The organism is Paucilactobacillus nenjiangensis (assembly GCF_008632615.1).
Classification (GTDB): Bacteria; Bacillota; Bacilli; order Lactobacillales; family Lactobacillaceae; genus Paucilactobacillus; species Paucilactobacillus nenjiangensis.
In genome coordinates this window covers 77180-100662 of record NZ_CP043939.1, presented here as the reverse complement: position 1 = coordinate 100662, position 23483 = coordinate 77180, and the positions used below count along the sequence as shown (strand labels likewise).

At 38.5% G+C, this 23483-nt stretch carries 21 protein-coding genes and 1 pseudogene; 7 read left to right on the top strand and 15 right to left on the bottom strand.

The features are described 5' to 3' along the window. Positions 1–147 precede the first annotated feature (147 nt). Complete coding sequence (locus F0161_RS00485) at positions 148–1590, top strand: hemolysin family protein (protein ID WP_150203081.1); 1443 nt, start codon at positions 148–150, stop codon at positions 1588–1590. A gap of 179 nt (positions 1591–1769) precedes the next feature. After that, the gene (gene thiD / locus F0161_RS00480; RefSeq protein ID WP_150203079.1) at positions 1770–2585 is read left to right on the top strand and encodes a bifunctional hydroxymethylpyrimidine kinase/phosphomethylpyrimidine kinase; all 816 of its coding nucleotides are present in this window, start codon (positions 1770–1772) and stop codon (positions 2583–2585) included. Positions 2586–2619: 34 nt separating this feature from the next. Here thiD and F0161_RS00475 read toward each other — a convergent pair whose 3' ends face one another. Next, positions 2620–3165: a TetR/AcrR family transcriptional regulator gene (locus tag F0161_RS00475; RefSeq protein ID WP_150203077.1), complete on the bottom strand. Its 546-nt coding sequence runs from the start codon at positions 3163–3165 to the stop codon at positions 2620–2622. 138 nt (positions 3166–3303) lie between these two features. On the opposite strand from F0161_RS00475, the gene F0161_RS00470 reads away from it, so the two are divergent. Both F0161_RS00470 and F0161_RS00465 read left to right on the top strand, forming a co-directional pair. Beyond that, positions 3304–4308: an NADP-dependent oxidoreductase gene (locus F0161_RS00470; protein WP_150203076.1), complete on the top strand. Its 1005-nt coding sequence runs from the start codon at positions 3304–3306 to the stop codon at positions 4306–4308. A gap of 78 nt (positions 4309–4386) precedes the next feature. Further along, complete coding sequence (locus F0161_RS00465) at positions 4387–4779, top strand: DUF1398 family protein (RefSeq protein ID WP_150203074.1); 393 nt, start codon at positions 4387–4389, stop codon at positions 4777–4779. 93 nt (positions 4780–4872) lie between these two features. On the opposite strand, the gene F0161_RS00460 is transcribed toward F0161_RS00465, so the two are convergent. Together F0161_RS00460 and F0161_RS00455 are read right to left on the bottom strand one after the other, a co-directional pair. Continuing rightward, the gene (locus F0161_RS00460) at positions 4873–6081 is read right to left on the bottom strand and encodes an NAD(P)/FAD-dependent oxidoreductase (protein WP_137601796.1); all 1209 of its coding nucleotides are present in this window, start codon (positions 6079–6081) and stop codon (positions 4873–4875) included. A gap of 12 nt (positions 6082–6093) precedes the next feature. After that, complete coding sequence (locus tag F0161_RS00455; protein WP_150203072.1) at positions 6094–6996, bottom strand: prenyltransferase; 903 nt, start codon at positions 6994–6996, stop codon at positions 6094–6096. An 89-nt stretch (positions 6997–7085) separates the two neighbouring features. Between F0161_RS00455 and F0161_RS00450 the strand changes: the two genes are divergently transcribed. Then, positions 7086–8063 (top strand): polyprenyl synthetase family protein, encoded by a 978-nt coding sequence (locus F0161_RS00450; protein ID WP_150203070.1) that lies wholly within the window; start codon positions 7086–7088, stop codon positions 8061–8063. Here F0161_RS00450 and cydC read toward each other — a convergent pair. The 8 genes and pseudogenes from cydC to F0161_RS00410 form a co-directional block, all read right to left on the bottom strand. Continuing rightward, positions 8060–9784 carry a thiol reductant ABC exporter subunit CydC gene (cydC, locus tag F0161_RS00445; RefSeq protein ID WP_150203068.1) on the bottom strand — a complete coding sequence of 575 codons (1725 nt, stop codon included), beginning with the start codon at positions 9782–9784 and terminating at the stop codon, positions 8060–8062. The genes F0161_RS00450 and cydC overlap by 4 nt on opposite strands. After that, a complete protein-coding gene (cydD, locus tag F0161_RS00440; protein ID WP_150203066.1) occupies positions 9777–11501 on the bottom strand; it encodes a thiol reductant ABC exporter subunit CydD in 1725 nt (574 codons plus the stop codon). The genes cydC and cydD overlap by 8 nt, the downstream gene beginning before the upstream one ends. Further along, positions 11491–12525 (bottom strand): cytochrome d ubiquinol oxidase subunit II, encoded by a 1035-nt coding sequence (gene cydB, locus F0161_RS00435; RefSeq protein ID WP_150203064.1) that lies wholly within the window; start codon positions 12523–12525, stop codon positions 11491–11493. Before cydB ends, cydD begins: the two co-directional genes overlap by 11 nt. Beyond that, the gene (locus tag F0161_RS00430) at positions 12525–13943 is read right to left on the bottom strand and encodes a cytochrome ubiquinol oxidase subunit I (RefSeq protein ID WP_150203062.1); all 1419 of its coding nucleotides are present in this window, start codon (positions 13941–13943) and stop codon (positions 12525–12527) included. Before F0161_RS00430 ends, cydB begins: the two co-directional genes overlap by 1 nt. Before the next feature lie 219 nt (positions 13944–14162). Continuing rightward, positions 14163–15113, bottom strand: coding sequence for an alcohol dehydrogenase catalytic domain-containing protein (locus tag F0161_RS00425; RefSeq protein WP_150203060.1), 951 nt, complete (start codon positions 15111–15113; stop codon positions 14163–14165). A gap of 15 nt (positions 15114–15128) precedes the next feature. Continuing rightward, the gene (locus F0161_RS00420) at positions 15129–16646 is read right to left on the bottom strand and encodes an ABC transporter permease/substrate-binding protein (RefSeq protein ID WP_137601789.1); all 1518 of its coding nucleotides are present in this window, start codon (positions 16644–16646) and stop codon (positions 15129–15131) included. Then, on the bottom strand, positions 16643–17581 hold the full coding sequence (locus tag F0161_RS00415; RefSeq protein ID WP_150203058.1) for an ATP-binding cassette domain-containing protein: 939 nt from the start codon (positions 17579–17581) through the stop codon (positions 16643–16645). The genes F0161_RS00420 and F0161_RS00415 overlap by 4 nt, the downstream gene beginning before the upstream one ends. A gap of 12 nt (positions 17582–17593) precedes the next feature. Beyond that, a pseudogene (locus F0161_RS00410) lies at positions 17594–18454 on the bottom strand (SDR family oxidoreductase). A gap of 146 nt (positions 18455–18600) precedes the next feature. Here F0161_RS00410 and F0161_RS00405 point away from each other — a divergent pair. After that, positions 18601–19047, top strand: a complete 447-nt coding sequence (locus tag F0161_RS00405) for an Rrf2 family transcriptional regulator (RefSeq protein WP_150203056.1) — start codon at positions 18601–18603, stop codon at positions 19045–19047. Between the two features lie 125 nt (positions 19048–19172). Beyond that, positions 19173–20231 carry an Mbeg1-like protein gene (locus F0161_RS00400; RefSeq protein WP_150203054.1) on the top strand — a complete coding sequence of 353 codons (1059 nt, stop codon included), beginning with the start codon at positions 19173–19175 and terminating at the stop codon, positions 20229–20231. Between the two features lie 27 nt (positions 20232–20258). Here the strand turns inward: F0161_RS00400 and F0161_RS00395 are convergent, their stop codons facing one another. The 4 genes from F0161_RS00395 to F0161_RS00380 are packed head-to-tail and all read right to left on the bottom strand — an operon-like array spanning position 20259 to position 23305. Next, complete coding sequence (locus F0161_RS00395; RefSeq protein ID WP_150203052.1) at positions 20259–22148, bottom strand: copper-translocating P-type ATPase; 1890 nt, start codon at positions 22146–22148, stop codon at positions 20259–20261. After that, positions 22148–22465: a cupredoxin domain-containing protein gene (locus F0161_RS00390; RefSeq protein WP_150203050.1), complete on the bottom strand. Its 318-nt coding sequence runs from the start codon at positions 22463–22465 to the stop codon at positions 22148–22150. Before F0161_RS00390 ends, F0161_RS00395 begins: the two co-directional genes overlap by 1 nt. After that, positions 22465–22836: a cupredoxin domain-containing protein gene (locus tag F0161_RS00385; protein ID WP_150203048.1), complete on the bottom strand. Its 372-nt coding sequence runs from the start codon at positions 22834–22836 to the stop codon at positions 22465–22467. Before F0161_RS00385 ends, F0161_RS00390 begins: the two co-directional genes overlap by 1 nt. Before the next feature lie 19 nt (positions 22837–22855). Then, positions 22856–23305: a CopY/TcrY family copper transport repressor gene (locus F0161_RS00380; protein ID WP_150203046.1), complete on the bottom strand. Its 450-nt coding sequence runs from the start codon at positions 23303–23305 to the stop codon at positions 22856–22858. Positions 23306–23483 lie beyond the last annotated feature (178 nt).

Genomic DNA, 23483 nt, shown 5'->3' with positions numbered 1-23483 from the left:
TATCGCTTACACTGGACAACGTGAATAATATTCGACATTTTCCTCAAAAATTAGTACAATCTTCTTATTCTATTAAAAAGAAATCAACTACTATTGGGAGATTATTTGTTATAATAGAGTTTAATATAAAATGAAAGAAGGTACGTCATGGATTCCGGTCCGTCTATTATCATAAACTTAGTGATAATCATTGTTATTTTAGCTTTAGCTGTTCTGTTTACATTAACAGAATATTCGTTAGTCAAGGTGCGTCCTAGTGCGTTAAAGGCCATTCAATCGGCCAGAGAAAAGAAGTCAAAGAATATTGGTCATGCGATGCATATGCTCGACCATATGACTGAATACCTCTCAACCGCACAAGTTGGGATTACCCTTACTTCATTGATTTTAGGTTGGTTAGGTGAAGATTTCATCGCCACTCTCTTAATCAATGCCAACATTTTGCCTGAAGCATATGCCAAGAGCATTTCTTCAGTTGCAGCTATCCTGTTGTTCACCTTTATTCACGCTGTGTTCACCGACCTTGTGCCAAAGAACATTGCCATTGACCAACCAGTGAAAGTGTTGCTAACGATTGTTCGTCCAGTCATGTTCTTCCACGTAGTTTTCTACCCTCTAATTTGGTTGTTCGACCGTGCTGCGGTTGGTATTACAAAATTACTCGGTTTCAATGCCATTCCTGATGAAGATATTTATTCGCAAAACGAAATTTTATCATTATCCAAGGATGCTGCTGACGCTGGTGAATTACAAGAAGAAGACTTGATGTTCATGAAGCGTGCGTTCGAAATGAACGAAAAAGTTGCTGTGGATATTATGATTGATCGTACACAGCTGACAGTTATAGACATTCAAGACTCGATTCAAGATGCCTTAAACACATACCTCGACTACAAATACACTCGTATGCCTGTCGTCGCCAATAACGATAAAGATAAAATTCTCGGTTATGTATTCTCATATGACTTGGTTCGCCAAAGCCGTATCAACGGTGAAGCGTCTGTTCGTTCCGTGCTCCGTAACATGCCCGTTGTTTCTGAAACACAAGCTATTACGGATGTTCTTCAAGAAATGATTCAACATCGTGTTCCAATCGTCATCGTTAAAGATGAGTATGGTGGTACTTCTGGTATCGTTACCGATAAGGATGTTTACGAAGAATTATTTGGAACTGTCCGTGATGAAATTGATGACGTCGCTGAAGACTTAGTTGAAAAACTCGGCTCAGATGACGCTGGCAATATGCATTACAAGGTTTCTGGGAAAATCACGTTATATGATTTCGAACGGTTCTTCAAAACTGATATTCAAGTTTTTGAAGAATCCGAAATGGTTACTTTAACTGGTTACATCATTGATTACAATCCAAACATTAAAAAGGGTGAAATGGTCGAAATTGATCAATTCCAAATCACCCCACTTGATTTCAACGATGCTTATATCAACGAATTCGAAGTCGTCGAGTTACCAAAACCTGAAAAGGATGAGGGTGACGATGATGAAGACGAAAAAGAAAATCATCGTAACCACAAAGAAAATCATAAAGATAGTCACAAGAAGCAGAACAAAGAAAAAGATGATGATGATTAAAAAGTGTGAACCATCACGGTCATACTTGGAACTTTAACAAATGAAGGACCAAATTCAGTTGGATTTGGTCCTTTTTTTGTTTATACAAGACAACACTATTAACATTCCTCCGTGAGTAACGTATACTGGTTGAAATAGAAAATTAAATTTTAATGAGAAAATATAATGGAGGTACTAGAATGGCAAACGAATATCCACAAGTAATGGTGATTGGTGGTTCCGATAGTGATGGCTCAGCTGGTATTGAAGCTGACTTACACAGCTTTTTCATGCGCAGAGTGTATGGAACAGTTGTAATGACCGCCGTGGTGGCAGGTAACTCATATGGCATTCACGATTCCTTTACACTTCCTCTCCCCTTTATTAGCAAACAATTCGAAGTGCTAGCTGATGACCTAGGCGTCAAGGCCGTTAAAACTGGTATGCTTGCCGATGCTGACTTAATTAACACTGTCGCTGACAATCTTGAAAAATACGATTTTGGCAAATTAGTTGTTGATCCTGTTATCGTAACGAAACACGGTGCACTGCTTTTAGAAGATGCCGCTTTTGAAACTTTAAAAAATCGTTTAATTCCCTTAGCAGAAATAATTACTCCAAATTTCTATGAAGCTGAGCACATCGTCGGTCGCAAGCTAAAATCAAAAGACGAGATTGAAGCTGCGGCTCATGAATTACAAGATTTAGGTGCCAAAAATGTGATGCTTAAAGGACAACGGATTGGTGATGGGCAAGAAACTGTCGATGATTTTGTGCTCCTTGAGGATGGCAAAACTTTCTGGCTACCAGCTCAATTCTTTGATACTGATCGACGCAACGGAACTGGCGATACCGTCAGTGCAGTCATCGCAGCCGAACTAGCTAAAGGTACCAATGTCGAGAAATCAATTCGGATTGCCCGCGAATTTGTCACCAACGCGATTGGTAACGAAATCCAAGTCGGACATAAATATGGGCCAATCAACCATTGGGCTAATGAATTACCAAAAGAATAAATTTAAAGGACCTGGAAAATTTTCCAAGTCCTTTTTAAATACCCTTTTCAATTAATTGCCAGATATCTTCGAATCGTGATCGATAATCCGGTCTGTTCCACGTCCCACTAAAATTAGGGAGTGCAAAAACTGCAAATGCGGAAAAAATTGCTTCAATTTTCTTATAATGTTCATCATGATAATTCATTTTCTGATCAAGTAATTGATATGAAGGCAGCAAAACTTGATGTAGCACGTCTGGATTACTATCGATGTACTTAGTGTTTAGCTGAAACATCAATGGATTTTCGTTGAAAGTCGTCTTTTTTGCATTTGCAAATTGCCATAACCAGTCATGCAAATAGCTCTTCGCCTCCGCGTCATCAATCTGACTGTTAATTTTGTTGATAATATTCGTATCAAACCAATGTTGCGCTACAGCTAACCATAAGGCGTCTTTATTTTCAAAATGCTTATATATCGCCGCATGTGTCACATTCAGTTGTTTAGCTATCTGCGACATGGAAATGTCCGTCGAATTTTTCTCAACAATTAATCGTTGTGCAGTCTCAATAATTTGTTGGGTATTTAATTTATCCATGTTTGTTCTCCTCAAATATTCCAATGACCTTAGAGTAACATAAAAATAAGTTAAGTTACAATATTTGACTTTTGTAACTAAATAATTTAATATCAGGTTACAAAATTAAAAATATGTAACTATACGAGGATAATTATTATGAAAGCAGCACAACTGTTAAAGTATCAACCGGATTTCAAATTGCACGTCAACGATATCGAAGTTCCCACTATTAAGGATGATGAGGTGCTGATTCGCGTCAAGTATGCCGCCGTCAACCCCTTAGAAACTTTAATTGGGACTGGAGCTGTCAAATTAATCAGTCCATATCACTTACCCACTACATTAGGTAATGAGTTATCGGGTGAAATTGTTCAAGTCGGTCAGTCAGTGTCTAATTTTAAAGTCGGGGATACGGTTTACTCACGACTTAGTATCAACAAAATTGGAGCCTTTGCAGAATATGTTGTAACGAATGAAAATACCATTGCTCACTTACCAGCAAACAACGATTTAAAAAGCGGAGCTGCGCTGGCACTAACTGGCTTAACTGCTTTGCAAGGTTTAACCGAAAATTTACAAGCACATGCCGGGCAAAGTTTGTTTATTCCTGGTGGTTCAGGTTCATTTGGACAAATGGCAATTCCAATTGCCAAAAGTTTAGGACTCAACGTAATTGTTAGTGGTAACACTAGAAACCGTGAGCAGGCATTGCAAATTGGTGCCGATCAATACTTAGATTATCGAAGTGAAAACTATTGGGAAACTTTAAAAAATATTGATTTAGTCATCGACACACTTGGACCAAGTGAATTTACGCGTGAATTATCCATTCTTAAACCTGGTGGAAAGCTTTTATCACTAGTCGATGGTCCAAATCGACAATTTGCCATCGACCAACAATTGCCTGCCTGGAAGAGATTTTTATTCGGACTCGTAGGACGGAAATTTGACAAGCAAGCAGCTGCAAAACAGGCCGAATATCAGTTTATTTTTGTGAGAAGTAACGGCGCGCAACTAGCTCATTTGAATGATTTAATTTTAAAACATAATATTGTCCCTCAAGTTGATTCAAATGTTTTTAAAATTGACGAGATTAATGACGCCATCGAGTACTTGAAAAATGGTCATCCCCAGGGAAAAGTTTTAATTGAATTCAACTAATCCCCACTGCTTTTGTGAGCAATTATGGTACTTAACCGTTATAATTGTTCCACATGGAACATTAAGGAGTGATCTGACATGTCATTAAATTATCAAGATATTGAAGCAGCCGTCTTATCGGAAAAAGATGCTGGCGGATTCGCTAAATTGATGAAAGACTTTCAGGCATTAGGCGTTGAAAAATACGATTACCTAGTGGCTGACGGGCTTTATCGCTATTATGATTCAGATAGCAGCATTGACCTGCAAGTGAACGCAGTCCCCAAGTCTGTCGAGGCACTGGGTGATTCTACAAAGATCAAGCTAGCCGTCCAAGGTGCACAAGCCGGAAAATTTGATTTTGAACGTTTCTGTGAGCTTGCTGGTCAAGCTGGTGTTCTTTATTGGCGAAGTGATTTAATAGCCAAGAACGTGTCATATTTTGACACTCAAGGCAATGCTTTACTAATCGAGCCGATTCCAGGTATCTAGGCAAAAAAATTCTCAATTCAAGTTATGAATTGAGAATTTTTTTATTTAAATAAACTATTTTCAAACCATGCAGAAGACGGTTTGCTCATTATCCTAGTGGTAAAAGTCAAAACGACCTTTGGATAGAACTTCTTTCATCCCACCAGTTTCCAACAATGATTTGTCCATGATACCCTTTTTGGCAACGGATGCGGCATAGCCTTTAACGGCAGTTTTACCAACCAATCCAAAGGCATGCGTGTTACCAATTGAAGCAACCGTTCCTAAAGACTTAAAGGTAAATTCTTTCGTTGCTTCGTTGTTAACCTTATGGATGATATTTTCAGCGGCTAAGTGTCCCATCACTAAGGAAATTTGCGCCGTAGTTGGATATGGGCGACCTGAATCTTCGTCCATCGCTGCTGCCACATCTCCCACGATGAAGACGTTGTCGTAATCAGGATCCGTCAGATCTTTGTTAACCATCACGCGGCCACGTTTTTCTGAAAAACCAGCATCGGTCATAACTTTGCTACCACGAACACCGGTTGTCCAAATAATGGTCTTGGCAGTCACTTCGCCACGGTCATTTTCATCATCCCCATTTTGATAAACCACTGTATCAGGTTTAATTTCGAGGATGCGTTTACCGGTGAGCATTTCTACTCCCCAATCAGCTAAGTGCTTGCTACCATAGTCTGCCAATTTTTCAGGAAACATTGGTAATAATCTAGTGGAAGCTTCCACGCTGGCAATCTTAATTTTGTCTGCGCTCACCCCAGCCAACTTAGCTAATTGAGGTCTAGCTTCAACTAAAGCACCGACCAACTCAAAGCCAGTGAAGCCCATTCCACACACGATGATTTTTAAATATTCTTCATCTTGCGTCCTGGTATATTCATTCATTTGTTTTTCTAAATGTTCACGGATACCAACGGCTTGATCAACATCGACCATTGATAAGGCATTTTCATCCACACCAGGAATCCCAAACGATTCAGAAACAAATCCTAACGCCACAACTAAATAATCGTAACGCAGTTCTGGTTGATTGGTGACTTTAACCGTCTTTTGTTCGCGATCAATATTGACCACGGTGCCTTGAATAAAAGTCGTCTTGTCAGGGTCAACAACATCGCTAATATTAAACAAGATTCGTTCACGTTCTTGAGTTCCAGCCGCTACTTCATGTAAATCTGCAGCTTCATAGTGATATTCATTTCGATCCACTAAAGTCACATGAATATCTTCCTTACTTTTTTGTAAGGCTCCTAAAGTTCGAAGCCCTGCATATCCGGCACCTAAAATTACAACTTCTGTCATTTTTTCCACTCCTTATAAAAATAATCCAACTGCATAACTGACAACTTGTGCAAATGAGCCAATTGCTAAAATTCTAATCGCAGTCACAAAAGTTTCCTTTTTGACCTGCTTTTTCATAAAAATACGAGTTTGCTTGACTACAATTGGAACAACAACCAACGTAATCAGCATTGTCCAGGGAGCAATCTTAACTACTACCGCGCCAATAATTGCTATAAAGGCAATCACATTTAAGAGCACAAATAGATTTACAGCTCGTTTTTTCCCTAAATAGTGTGGCAACGTATAACGAAGATTACTTTCATCTTCATCTAAATCTGAAATGTTATTTGCTAACATCAAATTTGCAATCCAGGCAGATGTTGGTAATGCAATCAACGCAATTTTTGCAATAGTCGCCACATTCCAAGTAATCACCTCAAAAGTATTGAGATAAATACTAATTAATATAATCATAAAGCCCATCGTCACCCCTGATAGTAACTCACCTAACGGCATGCTAGAGAAAGGATGCGGACCCGATGAATAGAATACGCCAACTAAGTAACACCATAACCCCATTATAAGTAATGTCCACCCGGTTAGCCAAGCAAGAACAACTCCAATCAGGGCAGAAATTATTACCATCGTGATCATTATGCTAAATACTAGTTTCACCGATAAGTGTTCGCGCCCGATGATATTAGTCTTGCGCTTATATTCCAGTTCATCAACGGCGTGATGATAGTCGTTAAGATTATCCAAAATATCCACTGCCATGTTAAAAATAAACATCGCGATGAAAAATAGTATGACATAGCCCAGGTTCAAGGCGTGATAGTTATACCAGCTAAAGCAGATGCCAATCAAAAATGGCAACACGCTAGCGGTTTTAGCTTTAATTTCTACTAATTCTAAAAATACTGCTAACGACAAATTTTACACTCCTCAATTATTGTTACTAGTCAAACATCACTCAACTACGGTAAGATAGCTTTATAAGAACTCGTGGAGGAGCAACAAAAATGTCTGATAGTTGTTTTAATTATCCAATAGTTGAAAACGGAACTGAACAAGTTCGCAATCTACTACTTAAATCTGTAAATAAAAATAATTCTGAAGTTGAACAAGCTTTGACGGATATGTTAACCGCTGGCGGCAAAATGTTACGACCAGCCATCTTTTTGTTGTTCAATGAATTTGGTCCAGAACCTAAGAACAGCGATAAGCAAATCAAAATTGCAGCTTCAATTGAAATCCTACATATGGCCACTTTGATTCATGATGATATCATTGATGACTCACCATTGCGTCGCGGTGTAGCTAGCGTCCAAGCCAAATTAGGTAAAGACGTTGCTGTATACGCCGGCGATTTACTGTTTACTAAATTTTTCCAATTCATCAACGAAACTATGAATGGCACTGATTTCATGAAAATTAATGCTGATGCCATGGAACAAATCTTGATGGGTGAATTGATTCAAAAAGCTAATCGTTTCAATCCCAACAATCTCATCGAAACTTATTTGGAAACCGTCACCGGTAAAACCGCCGAATTATTCCGGTTAGCTTGCTTGGAAGGTGCTTACTTTGGTGGTGCTACCGAGTCAATCGTTGAAACAGCTGCTGAAATCGGAAAAAACATTGGTATCGCCTTTCAAATCAATGATGACATCTTAGACTACACTTCCGACCAAAAAACGCTTAAAAAGCCAATTTTGGAGGATTTAGCTGAAGGTGTCTACACACTGCCACTACTCTTAGCCTTGAAAAAAGATTCTTCAAAATTTAAAGCACTGTTGGACAAAAATCATCAATTAACTACTGGTGATGTTGAAAACATCGTAGCCGATGTGACCCAACTCGGGGGTATTGAGAAAGCTATTCAATATGCAGAGTCATATACCAACCAAGCCGAAAAATTAATCGCTTCTTTGCCAACTAGCAAAGCTAAAATGGTTCTGAACAAAGCAATTAAAAAGATGTTAACCCGAAAATTCTAAAAACCAGCATCAATTGCCTTTAACTCCCTGAATCGTTGATTAGTTTGATTCAGTTCTGTTGGTGTCCCTTGCATTTCGATTTGGCCATCTTCAATGAAGATGACTTTATCCATGCTATCAACACCTTGTAAATGATGAGTCACCCAAATCACAGTCTTACCTTCCAATTGGTTAAAGAAAGTATTAATTAAGCCTTGTTCCGTAATTGGATCCAAGCCAACTGTTGGTTCATCAAGGATAATGATTGGGACATCTTTTAACAAAATTCTGGCTAAGGATAACCGATGTCGTTCCCCACCAGAAAATCTCAAGCCAGCTTCATCGACTAACGTCCCCAGTCCATTTGGTAATTTTTGAATCATTTCTTTCAGACCAACTCGGTCCAAGACATCCCATAATTTATCATCGCTGGCAGCTTCGTCCCCAATACGTAAGTTATTCGCAATTGTGGTATTAAATAAGTATGGAGCCTGATTAATAACCCCAATGTACCGATCAATGTCATCGTTCAAGACATTAGTTTTGATGTCATTAATCGTGACCTGACCATTTGTGGGTTCCAAATCACCATGCAATAAATGAGTTAATGTACTTTTACCTGAGCCACTCTTACCCAAAATCGCAATTTTTTCACCTGGCGCAATTTGGATATTCAAATCTTTTAAAATTTGTTTTGAACTGTTGTCATAACTAAAATCAAGATGATCAATTGCAATTGTCAGTGGGCCTGTGAGGCTTTCAATGGCAGTTGCCTTTTCTGTCTCATCAGGTAATTCATTAAAACGATGAATTGAGTCTTGGTAGGTTGAACTTTCCTCAGCAGCTTGCGATAGTGGTTCAAAGCTGTTAATTAATGGAAAAATCCCCAAAACAAAAGCTGCAATCCAGTTAGTCATTCCTGACCCGTGAACACCTTGAAAACTATTTCCCGTCCAGAAGAGCGTCACAATCACAATTGTTCCAAAGACTACCTGAACAATCAAATCGCGATACCTTTTGAATCTGAGTAATCGATCACGCACTTCATGTAATTCTGCTTCTGATTTTTCGTGTAATTCAACATAGTCATGACCACGTTGACTAAAAATCCAATCAGAAATTCCTAACACGTTATCCGTTAAGTTGCCGTACAGATTATTTCTCATTACCTTCGCTTTCGCATGACGGGCACCATTTGCAGCTACCGACCACATTGGTATTGCAAAAACTACAAAGCCAAACAAGACCAACATTGAAAGGCCAAAAAAGATTGAGAAAAATCCAGTTAAAATGACAACCACCACATACAACGTCCAACCAATTATGGTGGGGAAAATAACACGTAAATATAAATTCTGAATATGATTAATATCTTCCGACAATAAACCGAGAACGTCACCAGTACGGTACTTTTGATTAAAGAAAACCGCTTGTGGTTCTAGGGCTACATATAAACGACGACGTAAGTTGGAAGTCATTTTCAAAACCCAGTTATGACTCACAAGACGTTCCAAATATCGGAATACTGGTCGACCAATCCCGAAAGTTCTTGTTAAAACGATTGGCACATACACTAATAGGATATTAATGGGCAAGGAAGCTGATTTACTAATCAAATAGCCCGAGTTAAACATCAAACCAACTTCGCAGGCAACTGCGATAATTCCCAGAAAAATAGCTAAAATTAGCGATCTTTTATATTGCTTTAAATATGGTTTTACCCAAGTATCGTTTTTAAACATCAGCTTCACCTCCCATCATCGCATTCGTTAGTTCCACAAAAGGTCCATTATTGGTTTGTAATTGTTCAAAGGTCCCTTGTTCAACTAATTCGCCATGTTTCATCACTAAGATATAATCCATATCCTTCATCCAGTGAAGCCGGTGGGTCGCAAAGAAGACTAATCGTTGATTCATCATTGGTAACATTTTTTCTTTTAAATCAATTTCAGTTTCAATGTCTAAATGTGCGGTTGGTTCATCAAACAACATAATTTTGCGTCCAGAATCAATGAGTGCTCGTGCTAAGGCAATCCGTTGTGCCTGACCACCACTAAGTGCGCGCGAGCCTTCTCCCAAGACGGTATCTAAATGATCTGGTAGTTCCTCAACAAACTCAGTTAACCCGACGGCATCGATTGCTTGTTTGACATCATCTTCACTAGCGGTTGGATGATAAAACGCCACGTTTTCGCGAATCGTCTTATGAAAAACATACGGTGTTTGTGGCATGTAAATCAGTTGCTTTTGCCAATCCGCCTGACTAAACGAGTCAATTTTTGCTTTATCAATTTGGATATCTGACGATTCAGGACTAAAGAAACCACTTAATAAGTTGATTAAAGTCGTTTTCCCGGACCCACTCATCCCAATGATGCCAACTTTTTGGTAACCGGAGAGATTTAATTGCACATTTTTAACCCCAAGTGAATCTTGGTAGTTAAAATCTAGCTGATTAATTGATAACTGCGAATTTGCATTCCAATTGTCAATTTTAACTGGTTCACTAATATTTCCCGGGTTATCAATAATTTGATAAATGGCCGTCATGGCATTCTTACCATCCAAGGTAGCGTGGTAATCACTCGAAAAATTACGAACTGGTTGGAAATATTCTGGAGTTAAAATCAAAATTGATAAAGCTGGGAACAGTAGGATTTGTTCATTAATCAATCGCAGTCCAAGTAATACCGCCACAACCGCAATAGATAACGTTGTAAAGAAATCCAAGGCAAATGTTGATAAAATAGCTACTCTAATTGTCGACATCGTTGCTTTCCTGAACTGTTCACTTGTTGTATAAATACTATCAGCGTACTTTTTGCTCAGACCAAAGTATTTTAATACTGAAATGCCACGCAGTGAATCAATAAAATGATTTGATAGCATTGTAAATTTAGCATATTGATTATCAGCTTTACTTTTAGCCGCATAACCTAAAATAATCATAAAAATGATGATTAATGGGAATACTAATGTTAAAACCACACCAGATTCCCAATCAAAAACATAGATTGTGGCCAAAATGAACCAAGGTATCAGCATCATATTCATTACTTTTGATAGAATCAATTTGATGTAATTTTCGACCTGATCGATTCCATCCAGGGTCATGGTGGTAATATTACCCGTCCCGAATTGTTGAACAACTTCTGGGCCAAGCTTGAAGATTTTATTTAATAATGTAGTTCTAATTTTCTGTGCACTTGAATACGCAAATTTGTCGAGCATTCGATCTCGGGCCAATTCAATCAACTGACGTCCGAGAAATGCAATCGCAAACGTAAGCATCCAACGTGTGATTTCTGATAAATTTTTTCCTGACCACAAACCTGTAATTGCCAACGATAAACTAATTGCTTGGCTGATAATAAATAATGCTTGCAAAACCGCTAAGCCTGCAAGCAAAATCATTATTTTTTTAATTCCAGGAAGGTTCAGTAAACGCTTATCCAGCATTGACAACCTCTCCCTCGACATCAAACTTAGGATGTTTAATCCGTTTTCTAAAGACATAATACGTCCATGCTGTATATGCTAACACAAATGGCAAAATGGTAAATGCCAGGATGGTCATAATGTGTAGCGTGTATGGACTTGATGATGCATTAACAATTAACAAGTCGTTCTTATGCGTAAGTGAGCTAACCATTACACGTGGGAATAAACCAGAGAACAATAGGCTAACTAATGCAATCATGGTTAAGCCACTGGCAAGAAAGGCTAACATTTCTTTACGTTTAGCAACCGCTACGTTAGCAATCACTGACAATGCAACGATTACTACTAAGAGTGACAAGGTTGTAATTGGATGTAGTGTGAAGAAGTCTGTTTGGAAATACATCAAAACAGCGAATACAACTAATCCAACGTATAGTACCCAATAGAACAGTTCAGCGTAGTTACGCGCACGATCACGAACTGGTCCAAGCGTCTTAAGGGTTAAATAATTTAATCCATGCAAGTAGCAAAGAAGAGTTAAAGCAACCCCACCGACAACAGAGTAAAGATTAATGTAGTCCGTGAAACCTGCCTTCATGTTACCAGCAGCATCCAAAGGCATACCTTGAATCATACTGATAAATAGGATTCCAAAGAAGAATGGCACAATGAAACTACCGATGGCAAGTGTCCAGTTCCAAACCTTCTTTTTATTTCCTGGCATTTTGCTTCTAAATTCAAACGATACCCCACGGATAATCAACCCAACTAAGATAATAAACAAGATGAGATAATATCCACTAAACATTGAGGCATACCAATAAGGGAACGATGCAAAAATTGCACCACCTGCTGTTAGTAGCCAAACTTCATTTCCATCCCAAATTGGTCCAATTGTTTCGATAATTTGATCTTTTTCGTGTTCATCATGAGCTAAAGTTTGAACAGACATTCCGACACCGTAATCAAAACCTTCCAGGAAGAAATATCCAGAGAACAATAATCCGATTAAGATGAACCATAATAGTTGTAATCCACTCATTAGCTAAACGCCTCCTTATCAAAAGGATCCGAATTAATTTTAGCTTCAGTTTCTAATTTCTTTTCTTCATAATCAGGTCCCTTGTGTAATTCACGAATTACTAAGTAAACCATCACGCTAGCCAAGCCTGCAAATAACAAGAAGTAGACTGTATTAGAGATAAACAACGAAGTAACTGAAACGTTTGGTGACACACTTTGTTTCATCGTGAATAATCCATAAACTGTCCATGGGAAGCGTCCTAATTCGGTAATTAACCATCCAGCTGTATTGGCCATAAATGGTGTAAACGTGGTTAATCCAATAATCCACAACATCCATTTATGTTCATATAAGCTTGGTTTCTTCTTCCTCGTGAAGAATAGTCCCAATGCTGAGACAAGGAACATCAAAGCGCCAAATGCAGCCATAACACGGAAACTATAGAACAAAGTATTAACCGATGGATAATAATTCTTATTCCCATATTTCACCGTTAATTCTTTATTAACCGTGTTCATACCTTTGATTGATCCAGAAGGCTTGTTATAAGCCAAAATACTTAACATGTAAGGAATATCCACGCCAAAAGCTTGAGTATGGTCCTTTTCATTTGCCCAAGCGATTAGAGTCCAAGCAGCTGGATCACCTGTATCCTTGTAATTACCTTCAGTAGCTGCAAACTTCATTGGTTGTTGCGTAACCAAGTCTTTCATTTGTAAATCACCTGCAGTTATGACTGCAACTGATCCTACCAATGAAATAACTAAGCCAAGACGAAGTGATTTTCTGAAAAAGTCCTTTGCTTTTTGACTCTTTTTAAGAAGTTGGAAAGCAGACAGACCCGCGATAATGATACCGCCCATCGTAATTGCGCCAGCGATAACATGTGAAAATTCATACCATACTTGATGATTTGATAGTAATGCTCCAAAATCATTCATTTCGGCACGACCATTTTTCAATGTGTAACCAACTGGGTGTTGCATGAAACTGTTGGCTGCCAAAATCCAAAATGCTGACAAGATTGAAGCAAAAGCTGTTAACCAAATAAAAATAACATGAACTTTTGGTTTCATACGATCCCAGGTGAAAATCCAAAGTCCCAAGAACGTTGATTCCATAAAGAATGCGAGTAATGCTTCAATGGCCAATGGAGCACCGAAGATATCACCAACGAATCTTGAATAATCAGACCAGTTCATCCCAAATTGGAATTCTTGAATAATACCGGTAACTACCCCAACCGCAAAGCTTAGTAGGAAAATGTTCCCCCAGAATTTTGCCATTTTCTTATATAACTCATTCTTCGAACGCACATACATCGTTTCCATCACTGCTACAGCAAATCCGGTCCCAATGGTGAATGGCACGAAGAAGAAGTGAAAAATTGTTGTCATCGCAAATTGAAATCTTGCTAATGTCACAATATCCATAATGTACCTCCTCCTTTAAAAAAACGTGTTAATAATTGCATAATAAAAATGAATACCCTTACAATACATAATATACTCTTTTGTTCAGCGAATTTAAAGGAAATATCCATAGTTCTTCCGATTTATTTCTTTTCAATTGATAAAAGTTGACATATATCAACAACTTTTCAATTAATTGTATACAAAAAGCCGGCCTATAAACTATAAACAGACTTGTTCATTTTATAACATGACAACTATTTTTCCTAAATTTTGGCTATTTTCTAAATATTTATGTGCTTGACTGATTTCTGAAAGGGTAAATACTTTGTCGGGCGATAAATTAAGTGGATGTAATTGAATAAAGTCCAACATTTGCTGAATCTTATACTGACTAACATCCCCAGAATAAAAGCCAGTTAAGTAACGATTGTTTGGAATATCGGTAATTGGGTCAAATTCATCTAACGTCCATTGGCCACCCAACTGGCAAGTTGAACTAACGATGCCAAACTCCACTAGATGTTTTAAAGAGTCCCGTAATGTTAGTGGACCAATTAAATCAACAATTTTATCGAATTCCCCTATATTTGCCGGTAAATCATTACCAGTCACGATTACCTCATTAAAACCAACCTCTTGTAACAATTGAACTTTAGCTTCCGATCTGGTGGTTCCAACGATTTGTACGTCGTAATCAATTGATTTGATTAACCGCATCACCGCAATGCCCACACCACTACTTGCACCACGAATTAGTACTCGTTCATTGGGACGAACTTGTAAACTCCTGAAAATACCAAATGCAGTGTAATACGTTTCTGGAATCGCAGCCAAGATGGGCCAATCTAGAGTTGTTTGCACCGGATAAATTTGATGATTGGGTAATAAAACATATTCCGCATAGCCGCCATCAAATGCTCGACCCATTTCTCCCATAATGAAAATCACTTTTTGACCTACTCGTAAGTTATCATCCGTAGATTCTGCAACTTCACCGACTACTTCAATCCCCAAAATTCGCGGAAATTGGACATCTGGCGATTGACCTTGCCGAGTAAATATTTCCGAGTGATTAATGCCAAAACCTTTAACTTTGATTAATGACCACCCGGGCTTCACTGTAGGTGTCGGAACATCCGTGTATTCCAAAACTTCCGGACCACCTGGATGCCGCACAACAATTGCTTTCATCTGGCTACCTCCTAATTATTTTTCAATCAAATTATGCTTGAGTAAATATTCTTTGGCAACAATAGAGGCTTTTCGATGTTTAACCGAAACTTGATAATTCATTTCTTGCATGTCTTTAGTGGTGATTTTGCCGGCTAACTTATTCAAACTTTTGACAACTTTAGGATTTTTCTTGGCAAAACTAGCTTTCATTAACGGCGCACCTTGATATGGTGGGAAGAAAGATTGATCGTCTTTGAGGGTTGTCAATGCGTACTGTCTTAATTGTGGATCAGTAGTATACGCATCAGTCACATCAATTTTATTATCCGCTAACGCTTCGTATCTTAATGAAGGTTCCATTGTTTTAACTGAGGCAAATTCAATCCCATACGTCATTTTTAAACCGGGATAGCCGTCTGCCTGTTGATAAAAGTCGGGATCAAACGCGGCGTTAAAATTAGACGATAATTTTTGTAAATCACTGAGCGTTTTTAAATTGTACTTCTTTGCATCGGCTGTTCGGATGGCCAGTGCATAATCATTTTCATACTTCATTGGCTTCAAATAAGTCATATCGAATTGTTGTTTCAATAACTGTTTTGCTTCTTGATAGGATTTTTGAGGATTGTGACTGACGCTATCCGAAGTTTTGACAAGTGATTGCATGACTGTCCCGGTAAATTCAGGATAGATATCAATTTTGCCACTTTTTAAGGCTTTAAATAGGAAACTAGTGCCACCGAAGTTTGATTTCAACTGAACTTTGACATTAGGATTGTCTTCTTCAATTAAATCTTTGTACATATTAATCAGTACTTCGGGCTCACCACCCATTTTCCCCGCAATGGTAATCGTCTGAGTACGTTGGGCGATTAACTTGCTGCCCACTGTGTAACCACCAAATAAAATCAATAAGGTTGCGACTCCGATAACAATCCTTTTTAATGAAACCTTGCCCAACAATTTGATAAGCCCATTAGCGAGTAGAGCTAAAATCGCTGATAAGACTGCACCCACGACTAATGCATTATCATTATTGGTTTGGATACCGACTAAAATATAGGTCCCTAAACCACCACCGCCAATCAAGGCTGCTAAGGTGGTTGTCCCAATAATCAATACGACCGCAATTCGAATGCCGGACACAATCATCGGTAATGCTAAAGGTAATTGCACTCGGAATAATTTGAATCGTTTTGACACACCAAACGCATCGGCTGCTTCAATTAAAATTGGATCAATATTAGTCAATCCCGAGTAGCTATTTTGAAAAATGGGCATAATAGCATACAAGACTAGTGCAATAATTGCTGGTAAGGTCCCAATTCCCACGAATGGAATTAATAACCCTAAAATTGCTAAACTCGGAATTGTTTGAATCACCCCTGCGACTTGTGAAACAAATTCCCCACCTTTGGGATGGTCAATCATAATAATTGCTAATGGCACGGCGATGATAATCGCAATAATTGCAGCAATCGCAGAGATATAAATATGCTGGCCCAGTGCAGCAATGATTTCGCCGCTATTTTTTTGTAAATATTCAATCATCTAATTACACCTACTCTCAAAGTAGCCATGTAATTAACTAAATCTTCTGGTTGCAAAATAATCTGATCAACGACGATGAGTTGATTTGGACGATCATGAATTTCTCGTGACCAATCGAAGATAGTTTGGTCATCACCCATCGGAATTGCCGTTTCGTCAGTTTGTTGCACGCCAAAGCCTGCATCGATTACTTGCTGTAAAAAGATTTCTACTGAGGTATCGTTATCAAAAAAGTCTTTCACGAATTGGTTTGCAGGATGGGACAAAATATCTTGGGGATTACCAACTTGCTGCAATTCGCCTTGATAAAGGACGGCTAATCGATCAGCCAATTTCAAAGCTTCTTGCATATCATGAGTCACAAACACGAAAGTCGTTTCGATTTCGCGATGTAATTCAAAGACTAATTCCTGTAGTTGCGCTCGCGAAATTGGATCAAGGGCGCTAAAGGGTTCATCCATTAACACCACGTTGGGTTGTCCAGCTAATGCCCGCACAATTCCCACCCGTTGTGCTTCTCCACCTGATAATTCACTTGGCATCCGCGACAAAAAAGTTTCAGGATCCAGGCCAACGCGGACCATCAATTCACATATTCGGTCGTGTTTACGAGTTTCATTCCAACCAAGTAAGTCCAATTGAATCGATGCATTCTGTTCCACCGTCATATTAGGAAACAAAGCTCCTGCTTGTAATACATACCCGATGTTATGCCGTAACTGACGAATATTACTATTTTTTATGTCTTCATCAGCGATTCGAATCTCACCTGTGGTTGGAGTATTTAAACCATTAATCATTTTTAATAACGTGGTTTTCCCACTCCCAGAAGGGCCCACTAAGACAAATAATTCACCCTCATCAATATTAAGATTTAGATTATTTAGCGCTAATCCTTGCTCATATTCTTTGCTCACATTTTTAAATTCAATCATTTAAACTACCTATTACTTTCGATAATTTTGATACAGAAAATCTTTCATTGTGCTAGGTTGATGGCCAGTGATTTTTTCAAAGTCATTGGACACTTCCGACAGCAAGCCCTTTGCTCCGCCTGCATACATCGATGACAATTCCGAACCGTCACCATCTGATTCGTAAATGTCGGCAAACTCTTGTAATGTCACCGGCTGATAACCAATTGGTTTACCCGTAACCTCACTCATAATGGCGGCTAATTATATCATAGTATAAGCTTTTTTCTGACTGAGTAAATACGTTTCGCCATGATTTCTCAATTGTGGTTTCACTGCCAAATTGGCGAACGCCTCCGCACTCTCTTCCAGACTAATAAAAGCCATTTTCTGATTACCCACCGGATAAATCACATTTTGTCGTTCGATGAGCTCCGGCAAATATGGCACCAACGGATCTGCATACAAGCTATTTTTCGCCACCGTATATTTCAAACTTGAGGCAGCTAAAGCACGCGGAGCAAAGCCGTAGTACGGCGACATTACAAATGGATTGTTTTCTTGGTCTGCAAAGAAGCTCATAAATACAATTTCATCGACATGTGCTAATTTCATTGCTTGCAGTGTGTTTTGTAATTCAGTCACTCGTTGAACGACATCATAAGTCTTGCTTGGTACATACACCAATACATCCACGCCAATCAAAGCCTGCGTCATACTGGCTACATTTAAATAATCAGCTGGCCGCACGGCAATTCCCTGCTCCACTAATACTTGTGCCTTAGCTGGTGTATGCACTAAAGCAATCAGTTCAGCGGGTTCGGCTAATTTCAACATTTGTTCTATAATTTGACCACCTAAATTACCGGTAGCACCTGTAATTGCGTATTTCATTATTAAAAACCTCGCTTTTCCTTGATAATCGCTCTTATCTTATCGGCAAAAATCACACTAAGCAATCAAAAGTTAAAGAAAGTAGCTTTTTTGATGAAATTAAAGTAAAATAATTGTAACTACAAAAGTTACAGAGGATATTACAAATGAGATTATCAACTAAATTTAGTGACGCGCTCCATTTACTTGTTTTCATCGACGTCTTTAGTGACATCAAAATTACCAGTGATTTAATCGCCATCAGCATCAAAACCTCACCGGTCGTCGTTAGACGCTTAATCGGTTCGCTACGGGATGCCGGGATTATTATTAATGATCCTAATAACCATCAACCGATTTTTGCTAAGGAACCATCTGAAATCACCATGTTTGATGTTTATTTAGCAACTGAAGGTCATACAGCACTATTTGAAATTGATCACGATACAAACGCAGAATGTACCGTTGGTGGTAACATCCAAGAAGTCTTAAATGGCTTTTACACTAACGCAGAAGCGGCGGCCTACAAAGAACTCAACCGGATTAGCATGCAAGAAGTCATCGATCAAATTTTAATCGCCGACAAATTAAAAAAAGCACGAGCCGCACAATAGTTTCACGTGAAACACAGTTAAATAATAGCTAATCTGGAATTGTGAGCAAACTACTCGCACTTTGTTCCAAAAAATTATATTATTTTCTGACAAACTTTAAATTCATTTAAAAAGGAGCGTTACGCATGTTCGATATTATTTCTTACGCACGAAAATTTTCTAAATTTACATTCGCAGAAAAGCAATTTAATAACATTGACGGCGTAATTTTTTCCCAGCTTCCTTATTTAAATTACAAAAGTCTTTCTGGCCCAACCAGTTTGGCAAATATGACTATTGCTGAAATTGCTCAGTTTTCACATCATACCTGGAATGCTAAGAAAAACTACCAGCTGTTAAATATTATGAAAAACAGTCTCCGTTATCGTGATGTTAAATTTTTAGACTTTACTAATAAATTTAGCTACGGCAAGGATCAGAACTTTTCTGCGGTTAGTATGCAAATTAATGCTGACCATTACTTTGTTGGTTATCGAGGCACCGAGTCTAACTTCGTTGATTGGAAAGAAGATATGAATCTTTCTTTTATGAAGGAAATTCCTTCTCGGGTTGAAGCTACCCATTATCTAAAAGATTTTATGAATTCAGTTTCTGGAAAAGTCATCATTGGTGGCCACTCAAAAGGCGGCGACCTGGCAACCTTTGCCTTTAAGCACATTCCTGAATCCCTACAAGCAAGAATCACCCACGCATACAGTATTGATGGCCCAACCTCCATCAAAACAAAACACACCAGCATTCAAGACCGCATCACCAAATTGGTGCCACAAACTTCTTTAATCGGTATCATTATGGATCGATCTAAAAAGTTTCAAGTCGTTAGAAGCACTGCCGATATGATGGAACAACACAATCCATTTACTTGGAGTGTTGTGGATGGCGACTTTGAGTACTTACCTCAAACTGATAAGTTTTCTAAAATTGTCCAAGATTCATTAATGACTTGGCAAAAAGAGCTATCACCCGGAATGAAAAAAACGTTTGTTAATTCTCTCTTCCGAGCCATTGACAAAACAGGTCACACTTCAGTAAATGAATTTGCTAAGCATTGGAAACAAAACGTGATTGCGATTACGCGCACTGCTGCCAGTCAGCCTGCAGAAACTCGTAAAGTTTGGCGTAACTTTTCAGGAAAATTAATTAAATGTTTCATCACTTCAACCGGAAAACATGCTTTCCGATAAAAAAAGTTCACTGCGAAGCGAACTTTTTTAGACTGCTAATTTAGTTTTATTTAATAATAATGAGCTTCCGACTACCGAAATGGAACTCAGAGCCATCCCTAAACCAGCCAATTCGGGACTTAATGTTAATCCTAATCCCACAAAGATTCCGGCAGCAATTGGAATTCCAATTGCGTTGTAAATAAAGGCCCAGAAAAGATTTAATTTGATACGATTAAATGTCTTCTTACTTAATTCCAGTGCATTGACTACATCCATTAAATCATTTTTAACCAACACAATATCACCAGATTCAATTGCAACATCAGTCCCAGAACCCATTGCAATACCAACGTTTGCAGTAGCTAGCGCTGGGGCATCATTAATTCCATCGCCGACAAACGCCACTGATTCATGCTGTTGTAAGTGTTCAACTTCATTGGCTTTATCTTTTGGCAAGACATTAGCAATCACCGTATCGATACCAACTTGGTTAGCAATCGCGCCGGCGACCAACTCATTATCACCAGTCAACATCACTGTTTTTAGTCCACGCTGATGCAAGGCGGCCATCGCTGCTTTAGCGGTTTCTTTAGGCATATCTTGAATAGCAATCAGACCAATTACAGTCTGCTTTTGACCAACAGCTACAACGGCCTTTGCTTCGTTTTGTAATCTAATCATGTCAGCTTCAAAATCATTAGTTGCTGCTAACTTTGGTGAACCAACAAACACATCTTGTCCATTAATCTTGCCTTGGACACCACGACCTTCAATTGATTGAAAATCAGTCACCGTGTACTGTGAATTTTGATTGTCATCTAAGATAGCTCTTGCTAACGGATGTTCTGACGATGCTTCTAAAGCTGTCGCAATCTCCATTACTTGTTTAGCATCCCCAACAACATCGGTCACTTTTGGTGCACCTTCAGTAATTGTCCCGGTTTTATCAAAGACGACAGTCGTAATCTGGTTGACAGCTTCCAAAACTTCACCATTTTTAATTAAAATGCCTAATTTAGCACTGCGACCAGTCCCAACCATCAATGCAGTTGGTGTAGCAATTCCAAGGGCACATGGACAAGCAATAATGATCACCGAAACGGCAAACAGCATTGCATTCACGACACTACTACCTAAGAAGCCATACCAAATCGCAAACGTTAAAATCGAGAGAATCATGACCACCGGTACAAAAACGTTCGCAATTTGATCAACTGTTTTTTGAATTGGTGCATGACTGCTTTGAGCTTTTTTAACCAATTCCACAATTTGCGCCAACATGGTATCGTCGCCAACTTTGGTAACTTTAAACGTAAACGTACCATCAATATTGAGGGTTGAACCAATAACGTGATCATCCACACTCTTGCTAACAGGCATACTTTCACCAGTTACCATGGCTTCATTGATTGAAGATTTTCCTGAAGTAATGACCCCGTCCAAAGCAACTTTTTGACCTGGTTTTACCCGAATTTCATCATTTAGTTGAACCTCATCAATTGGAACTTGAATATAATTACCATCACGCAAGACTTCAGCTTCTTTAGCTTGCAGATTAACCAACTTTTCAACCGCGCTAGAAGCCGAATTACGCATCCGTTCTTCAAACACTTGACCTAACAGAACAAAAGTCACCACAAATGCGGCACTTTCAAAGAATACTGCCCGTCCTGTCAATAGCGCAAAGATACTATATACATACGTGACTAAGGTGCCTACCGCTACCAAAGTATCCATATTAGCATGATGATTTTTAAACGATGCCCATGCGCTTTCGATAAATTGTCGCGCTGAAATGGCCATAACAATCGTCGTCAGAACAAACATAATCCAAGCATCACCGTGTAACATCAATCCAAACGGCTTGGCAATCATCATAATTAGCATTGGTAACGAGGCGACCAAAGAAACGATAAATCGATTCTTGATACTCATTATTTAACAACTACCTTTCCATGGAACATATCCATCCCACATGCAAATTGATATTCACCCGCTTTAGAAGTATCAATGTCGATAGTATGATCCTCATTTTGTGGTAAAAACTCTTTAATTTGAAACTCAGGAAAAACGACTTGTTCTAAACAGCTAGATGGGTCTTTACGATTAAACGTTAACTTTGCCGGTACACCTTGTTTCAACACAATCGTATTAGTCTTATACCCGCCATCAACTGAGACATTCGCTTGTTGGGATCCATTAGCAACTTTTGCTTCAACTTTATCTTTACTTCCAAAAAAATTCATTTTCATTATTTAACAACTACCTTTCCGTGAAACATATTCATTACACATGCAAATTCATATTCTCCAGCTTTAGACGTGTCAATCTCAACCGTATGATCTTGATTTTGTGGCAAAAAATCGTTAATGCCAAAATTAGGAAAAACCACTTTTTCTAAACAACTAGAAGCATCCTTACGATTAAACGTTAGTTTAGCAGGTACGCCTTGTTTTAATACAATCGTACTTGGATTATAACCACCATTAACAATTACCGATGCACTTTGTTTCCCGTTTGCTATTGTTGCCTCTACGCCGATCACTTTTCGCTTACCAAAGAACCACCAGGTAATCAATCCAATTAAAATGACTGATAATATTACTACGATTATTCTTGCCATCATGCCTCACCCACTTTCATTATTTTGTACATTGATTGCAGCTCGTACCTTCAACTGGTATACAGTCACATTCCACCATTTCCGGTGCCGTAGTTAACTTGTCAGCTAACACTGTTTGCATATTTTCTATATCTGCTTTAGTTAAGGTGAGATTGCTGATCAATTCAGTAATCACAGCCCCTTTTTTCATATTACATAGTGAATCAAACAGATCATCAACTGTTTCGTTCATAGCTGTCTGTTCAGGTACGGTGGCATGATAAATGAAATTGCGACCATCTTTAGTTGTGGTTAACATTTCCTTTTTGACTAACCGACTCAACAATGTTTTTATCGTCGACTCTGTCCAATCACGTTTCCGTTGAATAATTTCAATCACTTCTCGACTTCCGGCCTTGCCGAGCGTCCAAATTATTCTCATCAATTCCCACTCTGCGGTAGTCATTTTATCTACGTGTACATCTGGCATTTTATGGTTTCCTTTCTGTTTACAATTGTAATCTATAAACACATATTAACCTTTATGTTTACATTTGTCAACGTAAACCTTCAATTAATTAAAGTCTGTCATATCAAGTAATATCAAGATTATTTATAAAAACCAGATTTTTTATGAGATACCAAAATATTAATGAAATTCCACGTTT